12 protein-coding genes are annotated in these 16,194 nt (G+C 70.8%); 7 read left to right on the top strand and 5 right to left on the bottom strand.

Annotation, left to right across the window (positions count from 1 at the left end; translation table 11 throughout):
- Positions 1–3: 3 nt before the first annotated feature.
- Positions 4–270 (top strand): PqqD family peptide modification chaperone, encoded by a 267-nt coding sequence (locus tag GA0070216_RS31660; protein WP_091253924.1) that lies wholly within the window; start codon positions 4–6, stop codon positions 268–270.
- A 75-nt stretch (positions 271–345) separates the two neighbouring features.
- Here GA0070216_RS31660 and GA0070216_RS31655 read toward each other — a convergent pair whose 3' ends face one another.
- Positions 346–933: a TetR/AcrR family transcriptional regulator gene (locus GA0070216_RS31655; protein ID WP_091253921.1), complete on the bottom strand. Its 588-nt coding sequence runs from the start codon at positions 931–933 to the stop codon at positions 346–348.
- A gap of 82 nt (positions 934–1,015) precedes the next feature.
- Between GA0070216_RS31655 and GA0070216_RS31650 the strand changes: the two genes are divergently transcribed.
- Both GA0070216_RS31650 and GA0070216_RS31645 read left to right on the top strand, forming a co-directional pair.
- Positions 1,016–2,791, top strand: coding sequence for an MFS transporter (locus tag GA0070216_RS31650; RefSeq protein ID WP_091253918.1), 1,776 nt, complete (start codon positions 1,016–1,018; stop codon positions 2,789–2,791).
- Positions 2,792–3,090: 299 nt separating this feature from the next.
- Positions 3,091–3,867: a thioesterase II family protein gene (locus GA0070216_RS31645; protein ID WP_091253916.1), complete on the top strand. Its 777-nt coding sequence runs from the start codon at positions 3,091–3,093 to the stop codon at positions 3,865–3,867.
- A gap of 52 nt (positions 3,868–3,919) precedes the next feature.
- Here the strand turns inward: GA0070216_RS31645 and GA0070216_RS31640 are convergent, their stop codons facing one another.
- Complete coding sequence (locus GA0070216_RS31640; RefSeq protein WP_091253913.1) at positions 3,920–4,207, bottom strand: DUF5988 family protein; 288 nt, start codon at positions 4,205–4,207, stop codon at positions 3,920–3,922.
- Between the two features lie 831 nt (positions 4,208–5,038).
- On the opposite strand from GA0070216_RS31640, the gene GA0070216_RS31635 reads away from it, so the two are divergent.
- The 3 genes from GA0070216_RS31635 (at position 5,039) to GA0070216_RS31625 (ending at position 11,396) form a co-directional block, all read left to right on the top strand.
- On the top strand, positions 5,039–7,870 hold the full coding sequence (locus tag GA0070216_RS31635) for a helix-turn-helix transcriptional regulator (protein ID WP_091253909.1): 2,832 nt from the start codon (positions 5,039–5,041) through the stop codon (positions 7,868–7,870).
- A 152-nt stretch (positions 7,871–8,022) separates the two neighbouring features.
- Complete coding sequence (locus GA0070216_RS31630) at positions 8,023–8,832, top strand: ABC transporter ATP-binding protein (protein ID WP_091253907.1); 810 nt, start codon at positions 8,023–8,025, stop codon at positions 8,830–8,832.
- Complete coding sequence (locus GA0070216_RS31625; protein ID WP_091253904.1) at positions 8,832–11,396, top strand: FtsX-like permease family protein; 2,565 nt, start codon at positions 8,832–8,834, stop codon at positions 11,394–11,396. Before GA0070216_RS31630 ends, GA0070216_RS31625 begins: the two co-directional genes overlap by 1 nt.
- Before the next feature lie 102 nt (positions 11,397–11,498).
- Here the strand turns inward: GA0070216_RS31625 and GA0070216_RS31620 are convergent, their stop codons facing one another.
- From GA0070216_RS31620 to GA0070216_RS31610, 3 genes are read right to left on the bottom strand one after another with little or no spacing between them, the layout of a single operon-like run.
- Complete coding sequence (locus GA0070216_RS31620) at positions 11,499–12,161, bottom strand: response regulator (RefSeq protein ID WP_091253901.1); 663 nt, start codon at positions 12,159–12,161, stop codon at positions 11,499–11,501.
- A complete protein-coding gene (locus tag GA0070216_RS31615; RefSeq protein WP_091253898.1) occupies positions 12,125–13,429 on the bottom strand; it encodes a sensor histidine kinase in 1,305 nt (434 codons plus the stop codon). Before GA0070216_RS31615 ends, GA0070216_RS31620 begins: the two co-directional genes overlap by 37 nt.
- Before the next feature lie 18 nt (positions 13,430–13,447).
- On the bottom strand, positions 13,448–14,965 hold the full coding sequence (locus tag GA0070216_RS31610; RefSeq protein ID WP_091253895.1) for a protein kinase domain-containing protein: 1,518 nt from the start codon (positions 14,963–14,965) through the stop codon (positions 13,448–13,450).
- 349 nt (positions 14,966–15,314) lie between these two features.
- Here GA0070216_RS31610 and GA0070216_RS31605 point away from each other — a divergent pair.
- Positions 15,315–16,194, top strand: an 880-nt coding sequence (locus tag GA0070216_RS31605) for a 2-oxoacid:acceptor oxidoreductase family protein (protein ID WP_176739240.1), incomplete at its 3' end; no start/stop codon positions are given.

Here is a 16,194-nt window from a genome sequence, read left to right as displayed (position 1 = left end):
AGGATGCGGGTGCGACTCGAACAGGGGATCATCGCGAAGGTCACCCGGAGTGGGCAGTTGGAGCTGACCTCCGAACGGGACGGACTGCGATACCGGTTCGGGGCGACCGCCGCGGCCATGTGGATCGCGTTGCAGCAGCAGGGCGGCTCGCCGGAGCGCGCGGCTGGCGTCCTCGCCCGGCAGTGGGCGGCCGATCCGGCGGCCACCCGGCGGGACGTCGACGTCTGGGTGGAGGACATGCTCCGCGCCGGTCTGGTGCGGGTGGAGTGATCGGGTGGCCGGGGACGACCCCTATCCGGGCCCCTGTTCCGGTCCGTCACCCGCAAGGGGGCACTGCTCCGGAGGTCAGTCGCCGGCGGTGTCGTGGACCGCGCCGATGATCAGCCGCAGCGCCGCGGCCAACTCCTTGCCGGAGGGGGCGGCCTCGGGGTCGAGCAGCCGTTGCACCGTCAATCCGATCATCAGCGCAAGGAGGAACGAGCCGATGGCCTTGCGGGTCTCCTCGGTGACGTTCTCGCCGCCGCTCTGGAGGACGAAGGCGGCCAGCGCCGGGCGGGCCCGGGTGTAGCTCTCGGCCAACTGCTCCCGCAGCACCGGTAGGTGCTCGGCCAGCGCGAACGCCTCGATCCCGGCGACCCAGAGCGGCCGGTGCGAGCCGAAGGACTCGACCAGACCGGTCCACATCGACTCCAGCCGGTCCATCAGGTCGGGTTGCGTGCCGTCGCGCAGCACCCGGTCGATCTCGACGCCCCACTCCTCGAACGCCTGGACCAGGGCTGCGGTCAGCAGCGCCTCCTTGGAGCCGAAGTGGTACCCGATCGACGCCAGGTTGGTGTCCGAGGCGGCGACGATGTCACGGGCGGTAGTGCGTGTGTAGCCGCGTTCGTAGAGGCAGACTCTAGCCCCTGCCAGCAGGCGTTCCCGATGACCCACGGGCGTCACCCTACTCGGAACCACCCCCTAATTCACCCACCGGATGTATACGCTTGTATATAACCGGTGATAGCTTTCGGCCATGGCTACAGCGCAGGCAAAGGCCGGCCGTCGCGAGTGGATCGGCCTCGCGGTACTCGTCATGGTGACACTGATCATCAGCATGGACATGACCGTGCTGTCGTACGCCCTGCCGTTCATCACGGCGGACCTTGAGCCGACCAGCAGCCAACTCCTCTGGATCACCGACGTCTACGCCTTCGTGCTGGCCGGCCTGCTGATCCCGATGGGAACGCTGGGGGACCGGATCGGGCGCCGTCGGCTGCTGATGATCGGCGCGGCGGTGTTCGGTGCGGCATCCGTGGCCACGGCCCTCTCCACCAGTCCCGGCATGCTGATCGGGACCAGGGCGGTGATGGGTGCCGCCGGTGCGACCCTCATGCCGTCGACCATGTCGTTGATCCGCAACATGTTCCACGACGAGAACGAGCGTCGGGCCGCGATCGGGCTCTGGGCGGCCGGCTTCTCTGCCGGTAGCGTCATCGGTCTGGTGGCCGGCGGGGCCCTGCTCCAGTACTTCTCCTGGGGCGCCGTCTTCGAGATCAACGTGCCGATCATGCTGCTCCTGCTGATCCTGGCCCCCCTGTTGCTGCCCGAGTTCCGCGATCCGGCGGCCGGGCGGTTCGACCTGCTCAGCACGGTGCTGGCCTTCGTCGCGGTGCTGCCGACGGTCTGGGGCATCAAGCAGTTCGCCGAGCACGGGGCGGACTGGCCCCCGGTGGCCGGCGTGGTCGGCGGGCTGGTCTTCCTGACCGTCTTCGTGTGGCGGCAACGGCGTCTCGCCGACCCGGTGATCGACGTTCGGCTGTTCCGCGCACCGGCGTTCAGCGCGGCGGTGGTGATGAACGTGCTCGCCAACTTCGCGCTGGTCGGTTTCATGTTCTTCATCAGCCAGTACCTCCAACTGGTGCTCGGGCTGCGCCCGTTCACCGCCGGGCTGTGGTCGCTGCCGGCCGCCGCCGCGGCGGGCATCGGCGCGGCGGTGCTGGCCCCGATGCTGGCGCAGCGCTTCCGGCGGGCCTACGTCGCGGCCGGTGGTCTGCTGGTGGGGGCGGCCGGCTGCCTGGTGCTCGCCCAGGTCGGCGACGCGGCGGGACTGGCCCAGGTGGTGGTCGGTCAGGCGCTGATGACCGGTGGCGTCGCGATGGTCCTCACGTTGAGCGCCGAGCTGATCGTCTCCACCGCGCCGCCGGAGCGGGCCGGTGCCGCTGCCGGGCTCTCCGAGACGGGCAGCCAGTTGGGTGCGGCGCTCGGCGTCGCGATCCTCGGCAGCATCGGCACGTTCGTCTACCGGCAGCAACTCTCCGGCGCGGCACCGGACGGGGTGTCGGCGGATTCCTGGGCCACCGCACGGGAGACCCTGGGTGGCGCGGTCGAGGAGAGCCGCGGGCTCGCCACCGTCGCGGCGGACACGCTGGTGGCGCTGGCGCGCGCCGCCTTCGCCGCCGAGCTGCGGGTCGCCGCGGTCGTCGCCGCCGGCATCCTGCTGGTGACGGCGGTGCTGGCCGCTGTGCTGCTGCGCAACGTGGGCGCGTCGGTGCCCGGACAGGACACGTCGGGTGGGCCGGGCGACCCCGCCACCCCGTCGGCCGCCACCCCGCCACCCGCCGAAGGGGCCATCGACACCGATCCCGACGCTGCCACGGCCGACGCCGCGCCTGTTCCGGCCGGCGCGGTGCCGGTCGGCCGGGTCGCCGAGGGCGCCGGCCCCGCCGGTGGCGTGCCCGGCCCCGGGGTCCGGATCGGACCGGTCCCGGCCGCTCCGGCCAGCAGCCGGCCGGCCCACCCGGTGGCCTGACCGCACCGTTGAGCCGGGGGTGGCGTTCCCGCGCAGGGGCGGGAACGCCACCCTGCGGCCGACCGGCTCCACCTCCTCACGCCGCTGCCGGTGCCCCGGTGTGCCGTCTGCCCCCTTGCCGCGCTAGGGGGCAGACGCCCCGCTTAGGGGTTGTCCCGTTCTCCCGGTGTTCCTACGCTCGCTTCGTCAGTGGGCGCCGGCACCGCAGCGAGCTTGTTGGCGTGCCGGCCGAGGCACCGCCGGCCCGGGAACCTCCGGCTGCGGGCGTGCCCGCGGCGTCGATCCCCAGAGGACCAGTGATGACGGCAACGCTAGAGAACGACCTGTGGGTACGGCGGTTCCACCCGTCGCCGTCCAGCGCGATCCGGCTGGTGGCGCTGCCGCACGCCGGTGGCTCGGCCAGCTACCTGTTTCCGGTCTCCCGGGCCCTCTCGCCCGCCGTGGAGGTGCTGGCGATCCAGTACCCCGGCCGGCAGGACCGTCGACACGAGCCGGTGCTGGACACCGTCGCCGACCTGGCCGACGGGGTGTTCGGCGCGCTGCAGCCGTGGCTTGACCGACCGGTGGCGCTGTTCGGCCACAGTATGGGTGCGGTGCTCGCCTACGAGGTGGGACTGCGGTTGCAGCGGGAGACCGGCCGGCCGCCGGTACGGCTGTTCGCCTCCGGCCGCCGGGCCCCGTCCCGGGTCCGCGACGAGCGGTACGTGCACACCCGCGACGACGCCGGGGTACTGCGGGAACTGGCCCGGCTCAGCGGGTCGGACCCGCGGGTGCTGGGCGACCCGGAGTTGCTGCCGATGATTCTCCCCGCGGTGCGCGGGGACTACAAGGCGGTGGAGACCTACCGGGCCGACCCGGAGCAGCGGTTGGCCGCCCCGATCACCGTACTCACCGGCGACGCCGACCCGGTGACCACCCTGGACGAGGCGGACGACTGGCGTCGGCACACCACCGGCGAGTGCGACGTACGGGTGTATCCGGGCGGGCACTTCTACCTCAACGACCATGCCGCCGACGTGATCCGACTGATCGCCACCGAGTTGGCGTCGCTGCCGCCCGGCGAGCCGACCGGCTGATCCCGACGACGACACAGGGGGCACCGGCCACGGTGCCCCCTGTGTCGTACCGTCATTCGGCGATCTTCGTCCGCATGGTCCAGCGGAAGATCACCACCCGCGAGGCGTCGTCGTTGAGGCCGTCGTGGTCACCGGAGCGTTCGAAGTGCTCGTAGCCGCCCAGATAGGGCACCTTGATCCGGCCGGTGCCGGTCGGCGCGCTGCGGGCCCGGGTGGTGGCTGGCAGCCCGAGCGGGCCGCCCTCCAGGACCACCTCGAAGTGCTCGTCGCCCTCGAAGTGCTCGTCGCCGCGAACGTCGCTGAATCGCCGCGCGCTGCTCACCGATGTGAGATCGTCCACGCTTTCCTCCTCGGCTGGGGGCGGAGACGTTTTTCGATACCGTGTTGTACGTCACTGCCCTCGGATGGGTCCAGCCTGGCGGCAACGAAGGCCGGCGTATACCCGGAAGCGACCCCTAACCCGCCGGTCCGCCACCAGATTTCCACCGCCGGCCAACCTGCGGCCACTTTCCTGACCCGGCAGGCCGCATTTGCGATACCCGTGCTGATGTCGCAAGGTCGACAGGAATGCGGCAAGCTCTGAATTGCGCCCGTAATAGCTCCGTCTTCTCGCTGAAACTCAATTTTTCCTCAAGAGTGAATTGCCCGTTTTAATGCCTCTAGTCCGCTCGATGGTGGTGTGACGAGGTCGTCGCGGTCGGTGGGGTATGAGGCTGACTTGATGCAAAAGTTCCGGTAAGAGCCCTCTGGGGCAGACCTTTTCCAGGTCAGCGACCTGTGGGGTGGTTGATTCTGCGGCCATCCGTGCAGGTGGGAGGGGTGAGGCGGTTCTTGGATCATGTAATTGCTACTGATTGGTAATTTAATGGCCGGCGCCGACAACCCGACAAAACCCCACGCCCGTACGTCATATCAGTGACGAAGTATCATCACCCCACTACCGTCTTGTACGGGTGTCTATGTATGCTGGGGTCGCCGTCGAGGCGTGGCGAAAGCCGTCATTTAATTGACCATCATCATTGAAGGACCCGGTTTTCGGGCTGACGTGGTCAGTGGCCGGGTGGGCCTCGGCGGACCGCGTGGCATCGAGCCGAACGGTTTCGTCGGGGGCCTGTCCCGCCAGGCGACAGCGCCCCGTTCGATGCGTCATCGCTGACCTGGGGGGAGACGGGTGGAATTCGTGGAGAGAAGCCGCGAGCTTGACATCTTGCGGGAGCTTTACTCCGGAAGCGCCACGGGCAGGGGACGGGTCGCGCTGATCAGCGGCCCTGGTGCCACGGGCAAGACCGAGCTGCTGCGGGCCTTCGCCGACCGCGTAGAGGCGACCGGCGCTCTGGTGCTGAGCGCCGCCTGCTCGCGGGCCGAGCGACTGCTGCCTGCCGCCGTCATGGGGCAGCTGTTCCACAGCGTGCCGCTGCCGGCCGAGACGCTCGGACGCATCGCCGCGTTCATCGAGCCAGGGGACACCACGACCGAGGGCACGGTCGACATCAGCGCGGTACGCGGGATGTGCGCCGAACTGCTCGACATCGCCCGTGACCGGCCGCTCGTCCTGCTCGTCGACGACGTCGAGTTCGCCGACGAGACCACCCTGCAAACCCTGCTCTACCTGCAACGCCGGCTCACCGCCGCGCAGTTGCTGGTGGTGCTCACCGAGTCACCCCAACCCCAACCGCTCAACCCGGAGTTCCGCGCCGAGCTCACCCGGCACGCCTGTTTCTGCAACATCCAGCTGGCTCCGCTCTCCGAGGCGGGGGTCGTCGAGCTGCTGAGCGGCTGGATGGACCGGGACACCGCCGCGGCGCTCGCTCCGGCGTACCACCGGGTCAGCGGCGGCAACCCGCTGCTGCTGCACGCCCTCGGCCAGGACCGGCGTGCCGCCGGGTCGGCCGACGGCACCGAGTTGGTCGTCGGCGACCAGTTCCGCCAGGCCGTCCTGGCCTGCCTGCGGCGGTGGGACCCGGTGATCCTGGAGACGGCCCACGGGTTGGCCCTGCTCGGCGACTTCGCCACCCCGGCGCTGCTGGGCCGGCTGCTGGACAGCAAGCCGGCCCGGGTCCAATGGGTACTCGACGCGCTGGCCACGTCCGGACTGCTGGACGCCGGCCGGTTCCGCCACCCGGCGGCGGGTGCGGCGGTGCTGCACGACCTCGCCCCGGAGGCGCTGTCCGAGATGCACGCCCGCGCGGCCGAGCTGCTGCACGCCGAGGGCGCGCCCGCCTCGGCGATCGGGGGTCACCTGCTCGCGGCCGGCGGCCTGGTCGAGCCCTGGGCGATCACCGTGCTCCAGGAGTCGGCGACACACGCGCTCGCCGATGACCGCGTCGACGATGCGGTGGAGTCGCTCAAACTGGCCCACGAGATGTGCGACGACGTCCCCCGCCGGGCGGCGCTGACCGCGCTGCTGGCCGACTGCCAGTGGCGGATCAATCCGGCAGCGGTGAGCCAGCACCTCCAGTCCCAGCGCGACGCGCTGCGGGCCGGGCACCTCTCCGAGCGGCATGCCGCGGCGCTGCTGCGTTACCAGCTCTGGCACGGCCATCGGGAGGACGCCCAGGAGACGCTGCGCCATCTGCGCGCCGCGCGGCAGCAGTGGGACGCCACCACCGTAGCCGAGTTGGAGGGGTGCACCGAGTGGCTGCGGCTGCACTTCCCGGTCGCCTTCGCCGAACTCGACGCCACCCCCGGCGTCCCGTCGGTGACCACGCCGGCCATGACCGCGGCCCGCTCGGACGGCCCGCTCGGATCGGCCACGCCGTCGCTGACCGCCGTCCTCACCGAGGGGGTGACCGACGACGTGATCGCCCGCGCCGAGCAGGTGCTCGGCAGCCACCTGCTGGTCGACGTCGGACTGGAGTCGGCCCTGTGCGCGTTGCAGACGCTGGTCTACGCCGACCGGATGGACCGGGCCGTGCACTGGTGCGACGTACTCGGCGCCGAGGCCGGGGCGCGGGGTGCCACCACCTGGCACGCCATCCTGTCCGACGTCCGGTCGCACATCGCGCTGCGGCAGGGCGACCTGCCGCTCAGTGAACGGTTCGCCCGCGAGGCGCTGGACGCGATGTCACCGCACAACTGGGGTGTCGCGATCGGTTCGCCGTTGTCCAACCTGCTGCTCGCCAAGATCGGCATGGACAAGTTGGACGAGGCCGAGGCGCAGCTCAAGCACGTCATGCCGGATGCCATGCGGGACACCTGGTTCTGGCCGCTCTACCTGCGCGCCCGCGGCCACCTGCACCTGGCCGGGGGACGGTCACACGCCGCGCTCGCCGACTTCGAGACCTGCGGGCAGCTGGCCACCCAGTGGGGGCTGGATCTGCCCACCCTGCTTCCCTGGCGGGGCGACCTGGCCCAGGTCTACCTGCGGTCCGGCCGGCCCGACCTGGCCCGGGGCCTGGTGACCGAGCAGCTCTCCCGGCCCGGTGCCGAGAACGCCCGGACCAGGGGCATCTCGCTGCGGCTGCTCGGGTCGGCGCTCGACGTCAAACAACGGGTCAACACCCTGCGTCAGGCGGCCAACCTGCTCCAGGAGGCCGGCGACCGCTACCAGCTCTTCCTCGCCCTCGCCGCGCTCAGTAGCGCGCACTACGGGCGCGGCGAGTTCAACACCTCCCGGGTGGTGGCCCGCAGCGCGATGCAGTTGTCCAAGGACATCCAGGCGCAGGCGCTGTGCCGTCGGCTGTTGCCCGGCGGCGGCGACGAGGCGGACGCCCCGCCGGAGCACGAGGAGATGTCCCGGCTCAGCGACGCCGAACAGCGCGTCGCCACGCTGGCCGCGCTCGGTCACACCAACCGGGAGATCGGCAAGAAGCTGTACATCACGGTGAGCACCGTCGAGCAGCACCTGACCCGGGTCTACCGGAAGCTGAACGTCCGGCGACGCACCGAGTTGTCGCTGGGCCTCCCGATGGACGCCACCGGGGCCGGACTGCTGGCGGTGGCGCCGAGCGGGGCCGAGCGCTCCTGGCCGCATTGGGAGTCGGCAGCAGTACAGGCGAGCTGAGCTGGTGCGGAAGGCTCAAGAACCCGACCCGAAGCGGTGGGTCTAGACCCACCGCTTCGGGTCATTAGCTCCATAGAGCGCCGCCCGCCCGTTGCATACCGTGAACCTATACCCACCGCCGTCTGGCGACGTTCTTCTGCGGGGAGCATGAGGTGAACTGGAATAAAGATAATCGGACGCCCACCGGCGGTGCCGTTGACGCGGTCCGGCTGGGGGACGTCCGTAAGACGTACGGGCGCGGTGAGAACCGGGTCGACGCGTTGCGCGGCGTCACGATGAGCTTCCCACGGGGCAGCTTCACCGCCGTGATGGGGCCGTCGGGCTCCGGCAAGAGCACCTTCCTGCACTGCGCGGCGGGGCTCGACGTGCCCTCGTCCGGCTCGGTGGTGCTGGACGGCAAGGAACTCAGCGGCATGAACGAAAACCAGCTGACCATGCTGCGCCGCGAGCGGGTCGGCTTCATCTTTCAGGCGTTCAATCTGATGTCGGCGCTCACCGTCGAGCAGAACGTCGGGCTGCCGTTCCGGCTGGCCGGCCGTCGGCCCGACCGCTCCTCCGTGGTGGAGGTGCTGGGCCGGGTGGGTCTGGCGGAGCGGCGCAAGCACCTGCCGAGCGAACTCTCCGGCGGGCAGCAGCAGCGGGTCGCGATCGCCCGGGCGCTCATCATGCGGCCGGCGGTCATCTTCGCCGACGAGCCGACCGGCGCGTTGGACACCCAGACCACCATCGAGGTGCTGCAACTGCTCCGCGAGACGGTGTCCAGCGGCGGCCAGACGATCATCATGGTGACCCACGACCCGGTCGCCGCGTCCGCCGCGCACCGGGTGCTGTTCCTCGCCGACGGCCAGTTCATCGGTGAACTGGAGTCGCCGACCGCCGACGTGGTGGCCGAGCGGATGACCCACCTGACCGCGTGGCAGCAGAACCGGGCGCCGCAGTCGACCGGCAGGGGTGGCTTCTGATGACGTACCTCGCCTGGCGCACCCTGCGCTACCGCAGGCTCGCGTTCATCGCGACGTTCGCCGCGGTCTTCCTCGGGGTGGCGCTGATCGTCGCCTGTGGCGGTCTGATGGAGACCGGCATCCGGCTGGCGGTCCCGCCACAGCGTCTGGCGGCGGCCGACGTAGTGGTCAGCGGCAAGCAGACCTACGGCGTGCCCAAGAAGGACCCGCAGGACACCAAGGACATCAAGTCCGTGCCGCTGGCCGAACGGTACTGGATCGACTCCGGGCTGGTCGGCAAGATCCAGGCAGTGCCCGGGGTCGAACGGGCCATCGCCGAGGCGTCCTTCGCCGCCACCGTCGTCCGCAACGGGGTGCCGGTGATCGTCGGCACGCAGTCGCTGGGTCATGACTGGGAGTCGGCTGCGCTCGGGTCCTACCGGCTCGACGGACAGCCGCCCGCCCAGCCCGGCCAGGTCGTCCTGGACCGGGCGGTGGCCCGGCAGGCCCAGATCAAGGTCGGCGACCGGGTGGAGGTGGCGGTCGGTGGCGGCGTCTCCACCTTCCAGGTGACCGGCCTCGCCGGGGCCCGGGACGAGATGAGCCACTCGGCACTCTTCTTCTCCGGCGGTGACGTGCAGCGGTTCGACCCGCACGCCGGCAGCGCCGACGCGATCGGTGTGATGGCCAAGCCCGGCACCGACCTGGACGCCCTGCGGGGCCGCATCGAGAAGACCCTCAACGACCGCAAGCTGGTCGTGCTGACCGGCGACGACCGTGGGGTGGCCGAGTTCCCCGAGGCGGTCGGCGGGCGGGCCCAGCTGGTCCCGCTCGCCGGTGTCTTCGCCGGTATGACCGTCTTCGTCTCGATCTTCGTGGTCGCCAGCACCCTGGGCCTGTCGGTGCAGCAGCGGCAGAAGGAGGTCGCGCTGTTGCGTTCCATCGGTGCGACGCCCCGGCAGATCCGCAAGATGATCCGCCGCGAGGCGCTCGTGGTCGCGGTCGGCGCCGCGATCCTCGGCTGCATTCCCGGTGCCCTGCTGGGGCCGTTGATCCACTGGCTCGTCGCAGAGGCCGGGGTCATCTCGCCGGTCGTGGAGTTCCACCAGGGCGTGGTTCCCTACCTGATCGGACCGGCCGTCGGGATCTTCGCCGCGCTGGTCGCCTCCTATGTCGCCAGCCGACGCCCCTCCAAGACCCGGCCCACCGAGGGCATCGCCGAGGCCGCCGTCCAGCGTAAGTGGGTCACCTGGCCCCGGGTGGTGTTCTCCTTCCTCTTCTTCGCCGGCGGGATCGTGCTGATCATCGTGACGGGGGTCGCCCTGCGGGGCCCGGTGGCGTCCGCGACCGCCGGGCCGGCGGTGATGTGCTGGGCGATCGCGATCGCGTTGATCAGCCCAGGACTGACCCGGCTCCTCGCCGCCATGCTCAGCGTGCCGGTGCGGGCGTTCTTCGGGCTCTCCGGCTACCTCGGCACGATCAACATTCGGACGAGGTCGGTCCGGGTGGCCGCCGCGGTCACCCCGATCATGCTGGCGGTGTCGGTGGCGTTGGCCAACTTCTACCTGCAGACCACGCAGAACGAGGCCGCCGAGCGTTACTACTCCGACAATCTCCGCGCCGACGTCGTGCTCAGTTCCGCCACCGGTGGATTCCCCGCCGACACCGTCGAGAAGCTCCGGTCCGCGCCGGGCGTCGAGGATGCGTCGGCGTACGTCACCAGCGCCGGCTGGATCAACAAGCCCTACGACGGTTCGCACGTCGAGTCGCCCTGGCCGTTGCAGGGGGTGACGGCGGCCAGCGCGGCCAGCATCACCGGCGTCCGGACCATCGAGGGCAACCTGGCCGACCTGCGGGGTGACACCGTGGCCCTGCCCGAGGTGGCCGGCAAGAACCTGAACGTCGGCATCGGCGACCAGATCACGCTGCGCCTCGGTGACCGGTCGGCGGTCGACCTGCGGGTCGTCGCGCTCTACCCGGCAAAGGAGGGGTACGAGACGATCATGCTCCCCGCCGAGCTGCTCGCCGCGCACAGCACCACCGGGCTGACCCGACAGATCCTGGTCACCGCCGCACCCGGCACCGACCGCGACAAACTGGCAGCCAGCCTGCGGGAGAAGGTCGGTGGCAACCCGGGCACCCTGATCGGCGAGCGCGACACGATCGCCACGTTCGCCGAGCGGACCAAGACCCAGGCCTGGGTGAACTATCTGCTCGTCGCCCTGGTCGCCGGTTACACCATGATCTCGGTGGCGAACACCCTGATCGTGGCCACCGCCGGTCGCCGCCGTGAGCTGGGCATGCAACGGCTCATCGGTGCCACCCGACGCCAGGCCCTGGAGATGCTCAGCATCGAGGCCGGCATGATCACCATCATCGGGGTGGTGCTCGGCACCATCGCGTCCATTGCCACGCTGTTGCCGTTCAGCGCCGTGGTGCTGGGCCGGCCCTTCCCCTCCGGGTCGGTCTTCATCTATCTGGCAGTGGTGGCGGGCGCCGCGGTGCTCGCCTTCGCTGCCACGCTGCTGCCCGGCCACCGGGTGATGCTCACCCGGCCGGCGGAAGCTGCCGTCGCCGTCGATTGACGCGCAGTGAACGCCCAGCCGCGCCCCCGGTCGTCGACCGGGGGCGCGGCTGCATGTCGTGGTCGGTAGGCAATTGCGGAGCAACGACCCCCACCGGCGAGGTCAGGAGACGTCGGCGCGGGTGCCGTTGAGGTACGCCAGCACGGCCAGCACCCGACGGTTGCTGTCGTCCGCCGGGGTCAGGTCGAGCTTGGTGAAGATGCTGGTGGTGTACTTGGCGACCGCGCCCTGGCTGACGATGAGACGCTGCGCGATGGCCACATTTGAACATCCCTCGGCCATCAGCTTCAGCACCTCCCGCTCGCGCGGGGTGAGTGTGGACAGTGGCTCCCGGCGGGACCGGCCGGCCAGCAGCTGGGAGATCACCTGCGGGTCCATCGCGGTGCCCCCGTCGGCGACCCGGCGGATGGCGTCGACGAACTGGTCGCTGTTGAGCACCCGGTCCTTCAACAGGTATCCGATGCCGCCGCTGGCGTCGGCGAGCAGCTCCTTGGCATAGAGCTGCTCGACGTGCTGGGAGAGCACCAGGATGGGTAGGCCGGGGCAGCGGCGTCGGGCCTCCAGGGCAGCCTGGAGGCCCTCGTCGGTGAACGTCGGGGGCAGTCGCACGTCGACCACCGCGACCTCGGGGCGGAGGGTCACCAGGGCGTCGAGTAACGCCGGTCCGTTGTCGACCGCCGCGACGATCTCGAAATCGTACGATTCGAGGAGCTGGACCATCCCCTGCCTCAGGAGGAAGAGGTCCTCGGCGAGTACAACGCGCACGGCAGCTCCAGGATCGCGACGGTCGGCCCACCTTCGGGACTGCTGAGGACGAGCGTCCCGTCGAACGTAGCACAGCGTCGTTCGATGCCCCGGAGACCGGTGCCGAGCGAAGCGTCCGCGCCGCCCTGACCGTTGTCGATCACCACCGCCCGCAGTAGACCGTCCTCGTGGCGCAGATCGATGCTGGCCCGGTCGGCGTTGGCGTGCTTGAGGACGTTGTTCAGCAGTTCGGACAGGGCGAAGTAGACGGCGGACTCCGCCGGGGCGGCCATCCGGCCGGGCACGTCGGAGGTGACCTCGACGTCGATCGGGCTCTCCAGTGCGATGGCCCGGATGGCGTCCTCCAGGCCCCGCTCGGCGAGGACCGGGGGGTGGATGCCCCGGATCAGGCAGCGCAGCTCCTCCAGCGCGGTGGCGGTGGCGTTACGCGCGTCGACCAGCAGGGTCTCCGCAGCGTCCGGGTTCGTCCGCAACTGCCGGTTGGCCGCGCCGAGCTTCATGCCGATCGCCACCAACCGCGCCTGCGCGCCGTCGTGCAGGTCCCGTTCGATCCGGCGCAGCTCGGTGGCCTGAATGTTGATCACGTCGGAACGGGTCTCGGAGAGGTGCCGCATCCGGGAGGTGATCATCGACCGTTCACTCGGCCCCAGGAGCGACCTGGCGAAGTGCGCGTACCCGGCCAGCACGTGCGGGGTGGCGGCCGCCCAGATCCCGAACACCACGAGGCTGACCAGTGCCCCGAGCGCCACGTGCGGCCAGGAGTCCAGCGCGGTGAAGCCGTACCAGAAGTTCACCCCGGACTCGCGCATCAGCATCCAGAACCCGGTGGAGAGCACCAACCCCTCCACCGAGTAGACCAGCAGGGTGAGCGGCAGCAGCCCGAGCGCGAACCCGACCAGTGTGTTGAGTAGCAGGAACAGCAGGTCACGCCAGGTTGCCGGGTCGGTGAGGATGGACCGGCAGCGCTGCACCCAGCCGAACACCCCCGGTTCCAGCGGTGGCAGGGGGAGGTAGGGCGTGGCGATCGGCACCCCGGAGCGGGCGGCGAGGTGCCGGCACAGCCCGGTCAGCCGGCGGACCAGCGGCGTGACCAGTGGCAGCAACAGCACCCCGACACCGAGCAGGATGAACGCCGTGGCGAGGGTGGTGGTGATGAAGAGGGTCAGGCTGAGCGCGGCGGTGGCGACGAGCACCACGCCCCGTCCAGTGGCGTACAGGGCCCGGGTCAGCGCCCGCCCGCTGAGCCCGATAGCGACGGCGACGTCCATATTCTCCGGCTCTCCCGGTCACGATAGATCGATGGTGGTGCCCGCACTCAAGGGTGTGTCGTGGACGACGAGTTGACGGAACTCGGTGCCGACCGGCGTGTCATAGACCAGAGATCCGCTGACCGTCGCGCCGGGCCTGATGTTCTTCGTCAACCGCTGGGTGTCCGGATAGTAGAGCAGGGACCGGGTGTCCGGTGTGTAACCACGGCCGTCGGTGTCGACCAGCCGCTGGCTGAGCGGCCAGACGATGGTGCCCTTGTCGCCCTTGTTGACCACGTCGACGTCGACCATGCAGAACACCCCGTCCGCCTGCTGGGTCAACGGCCAGAACCCGATCTCGCGTTGCCCGCAGTGCACCCCCCGTACGGTGAATTCCAGCGCTCCGTCCTGCCCGGTGGCGGTGGCCGGCGACGGGCGCGGGGAGGGCGACGGGCTCGTGGTGGGGCTCGGCGTGGTGGGGGCCGGCGCGGACGGGCTCGGGTCGGCGCGCGGTGTGCCCCGCTGGTCGGCCTGGCGCAGCGCGACGACGCCCAGCACGACGGCGGCCACCACCGCCACCACCCCGGTCACCACCGCCGGCCAGGACGGCGGCGGCCGATGCGGCGGCGGGGCCGGGGCGAGCAGGGTGGCCGGCTGGCCGACGACCGGATACCACCGGGTGCCGTCGAGCTGCTCGGTGGTCGCCGCCACCGGCTCCACCGCCGACCGGATGCTCGCCGTGTCGGCGCTGCCGACCAGGATCAGCATCGCCTCCCGGGCGGTGGGGCGCTGTCGGGGGTCGGTACGCAGCGCCCGCGCGACCACCGCGGCCAGGCCGGCGGGCAGCCCGCTCAGGTCGGGGCCGCCGGCCGGGTGGACCCGGGGATCGACCGGCAGCCGGCCGGTGGCGGCCCAGCCGACGAGGATGCCCCAGGCGTAGACGTCGGCGGGCTGGGCCGGGGGGAAGCCGGCGAGGCGTTCCGGGGCCAACCAGCCCGGGGTGCCGTACGAGGGACCGGTGGTCGGGTCGAGCACCTCGATCAGGCTCGCCAACCCGAAGTCGATGACCTTCGGCCCGAACGGGGACAGCAGGACGTTGCGGGGGGTCAGGTCGCCGTGGGCCAGCCCGGCGGCGTGGATCGCGGTGAGCCCGGCGGCCACGCCGACGGCCAGCGCCTCGGCCTGTGGCCCGGAGAGCGAGCCGTGCCGGGTCACGTGCTCGTGCAGGGACGATCCCGTCACGTACTCGGTGACGAGGTAGGGCACCGGGCCCTGCGGGTCGGCGTCGAGCACCCGGGCGGTGCAGAAGTCGGCCACCCGGCCGGCGGCGGCGACCTCCCGGGCGAACCGTCGCCGGAACTCCGGCCGGGACCGCAACTCGTCGTGGACGACCTTGACCGCCACCCGGCCCCCACCCGGCGCCTCGGCCAGGAAGACCACCCCCATGCCGCCCGATCCGAGCAGGCGGTGCAGCCGGTAGGGTCCGACACTCTCCGGATCACCCGGCCGCAGCGGTGACCCCGGCTCGGCCACTGCGCCGCTGGTCAGCTCGCCCATGTATACAAGTGTCCCATGGCGGGCCGAGGCCCGCGCCCCCTCAGTCGTGCCCGCCGGGCGCCCCGCCGGGCCGCCGTGCGGGGACCTGCGGTGGGACGCGTGGTAGGGGATCGCTAAGGGTTGGCACGGCCGGGGGCGGAACCTAGCGTGTGGTCGCACGCGCTCGCCGGCGCTTGATGCGGTCGGCGACCCCGTCGGCTGACGACGGGGTCGCCGACCCCGGTGGCGCGGGCTCCCCGCCGATGCGCACCGACAACCGCTGGCCGCGCTGACGCCGCCGGGGCCGGGCGTCGGCCCGTCGCGTCGTCGTGGTGCGCGCCGCGCGGACTAGAGAGGGACGTGACCACCCATGACCCCAACGACACGGTACGACGAGGCGCAGGCCGCGGACGGCGGGACCCCCGGTGCGAAGCAGATTCGTCAGTTGGACCGGGTGGTGATCCGGTTTGCGGGTGACTCGGGTGATGGGATGCAGTTGACGGGGGACAGGTTCACCTCGGAGACGGCGCAGTTGGGTAATGACATTTCGACGTTGCCGAATTTCCCGGCGGAGATTCGGGCGCCGGCGGGGACCCTGCCGGGGGTGTCGAGTTTCCAGGTGCATTTCGCCGATTACGACATTCTGACGCCGGGTGACGCGCCGAACGTCCTGGTCGCGATGAACCCGGCGGCGTTGAAAGCGAATGTGGGTGATCTACGTCGGGGTGCGGACATCATCGTGAACACCGACGAGTTCACGAAGCGGAACCTGGTCAAGGTCGGTTACGCGGTCAGCCCCCTGGAGGATGACTCCCTGGCCGGGTTCGTGGTGCATCCGGTGGCGTTGACGTCGATGACGGTAGGCGCCCTGGCCGAGTTGGCGGTGTCGAAGAAAGACGCCGAACGAGCGAAGAACATGTTCGCGTTGGGGTTGTTGTCGTGGATGTACTCCCGCCCCTACGACTCGACGCTACGGTTCCTGGAACGGAAGTTCGTCAAGCGTCCGGACCTCGTCGCGGCGAACATCGCCGCGTTCAAGGCGGGTTGGAACTACGGCGAGACCACCGACAGTTTCTCGGTCCGCTACGAAGTGAAACCCGCCAAGATGCTCCCGGGCACCTACCGCAACATCACCGGTAACGCCGCCCTGTCGTTGGGGTTGGTCGCCGCCGGGGTCCGCTCCGGACTACCCGTGTTCCTCGGCGCGTACCCGATCACCCCCGCCTCCGACATCCTCCACGAACTGAGCA

Origin of the sequence: Micromonospora matsumotoense (assembly GCF_900091525.1) — a bacterium.
Taxonomy (GTDB): Bacteria; Actinomycetota; Actinomycetes; order Mycobacteriales; family Micromonosporaceae; genus Micromonospora; species Micromonospora matsumotoensis.
The sequence above is the reverse complement of the archived record's forward strand: the minus strand, read 5'-3'. Positions and strand labels throughout refer to the sequence as shown.

Bases quoted from the DNA above. Each gene is read 5' to 3' on its own strand.
- GA0070216_RS31625 (WP_091253904.1), top strand. From the start codon at position 8,832: ATGACGTACCTCGCCTGGCGCACCCTGCGCTACCGCAGGCTCGCGTTC.
- GA0070216_RS31615 (WP_091253898.1), bottom strand. From the start codon at position 13,429: ATGGACGTCGCCGTCGCTATCGGGCTCAGCGGGCGGGCGCTGACCCGG.
- GA0070216_RS31610 (WP_091253895.1), bottom strand. From the start codon at position 14,965: ATGGGCGAGCTGACCAGCGGCGCAGTGGCCGAGCCGGGGTCACCGCTG.
- GA0070216_RS31650 (WP_091253918.1), top strand. From the start codon at position 1,016: ATGGCTACAGCGCAGGCAAAGGCCGGCCGTCGCGAGTGGATCGGCCTC.
- GA0070216_RS31645 (WP_091253916.1), top strand. From the start codon at position 3,091: ATGACGGCAACGCTAGAGAACGACCTGTGGGTACGGCGGTTCCACCCG.
- GA0070216_RS31660 (WP_091253924.1), top strand. From the start codon at position 4: ATGCGGGTGCGACTCGAACAGGGGATCATCGCGAAGGTCACCCGGAGT.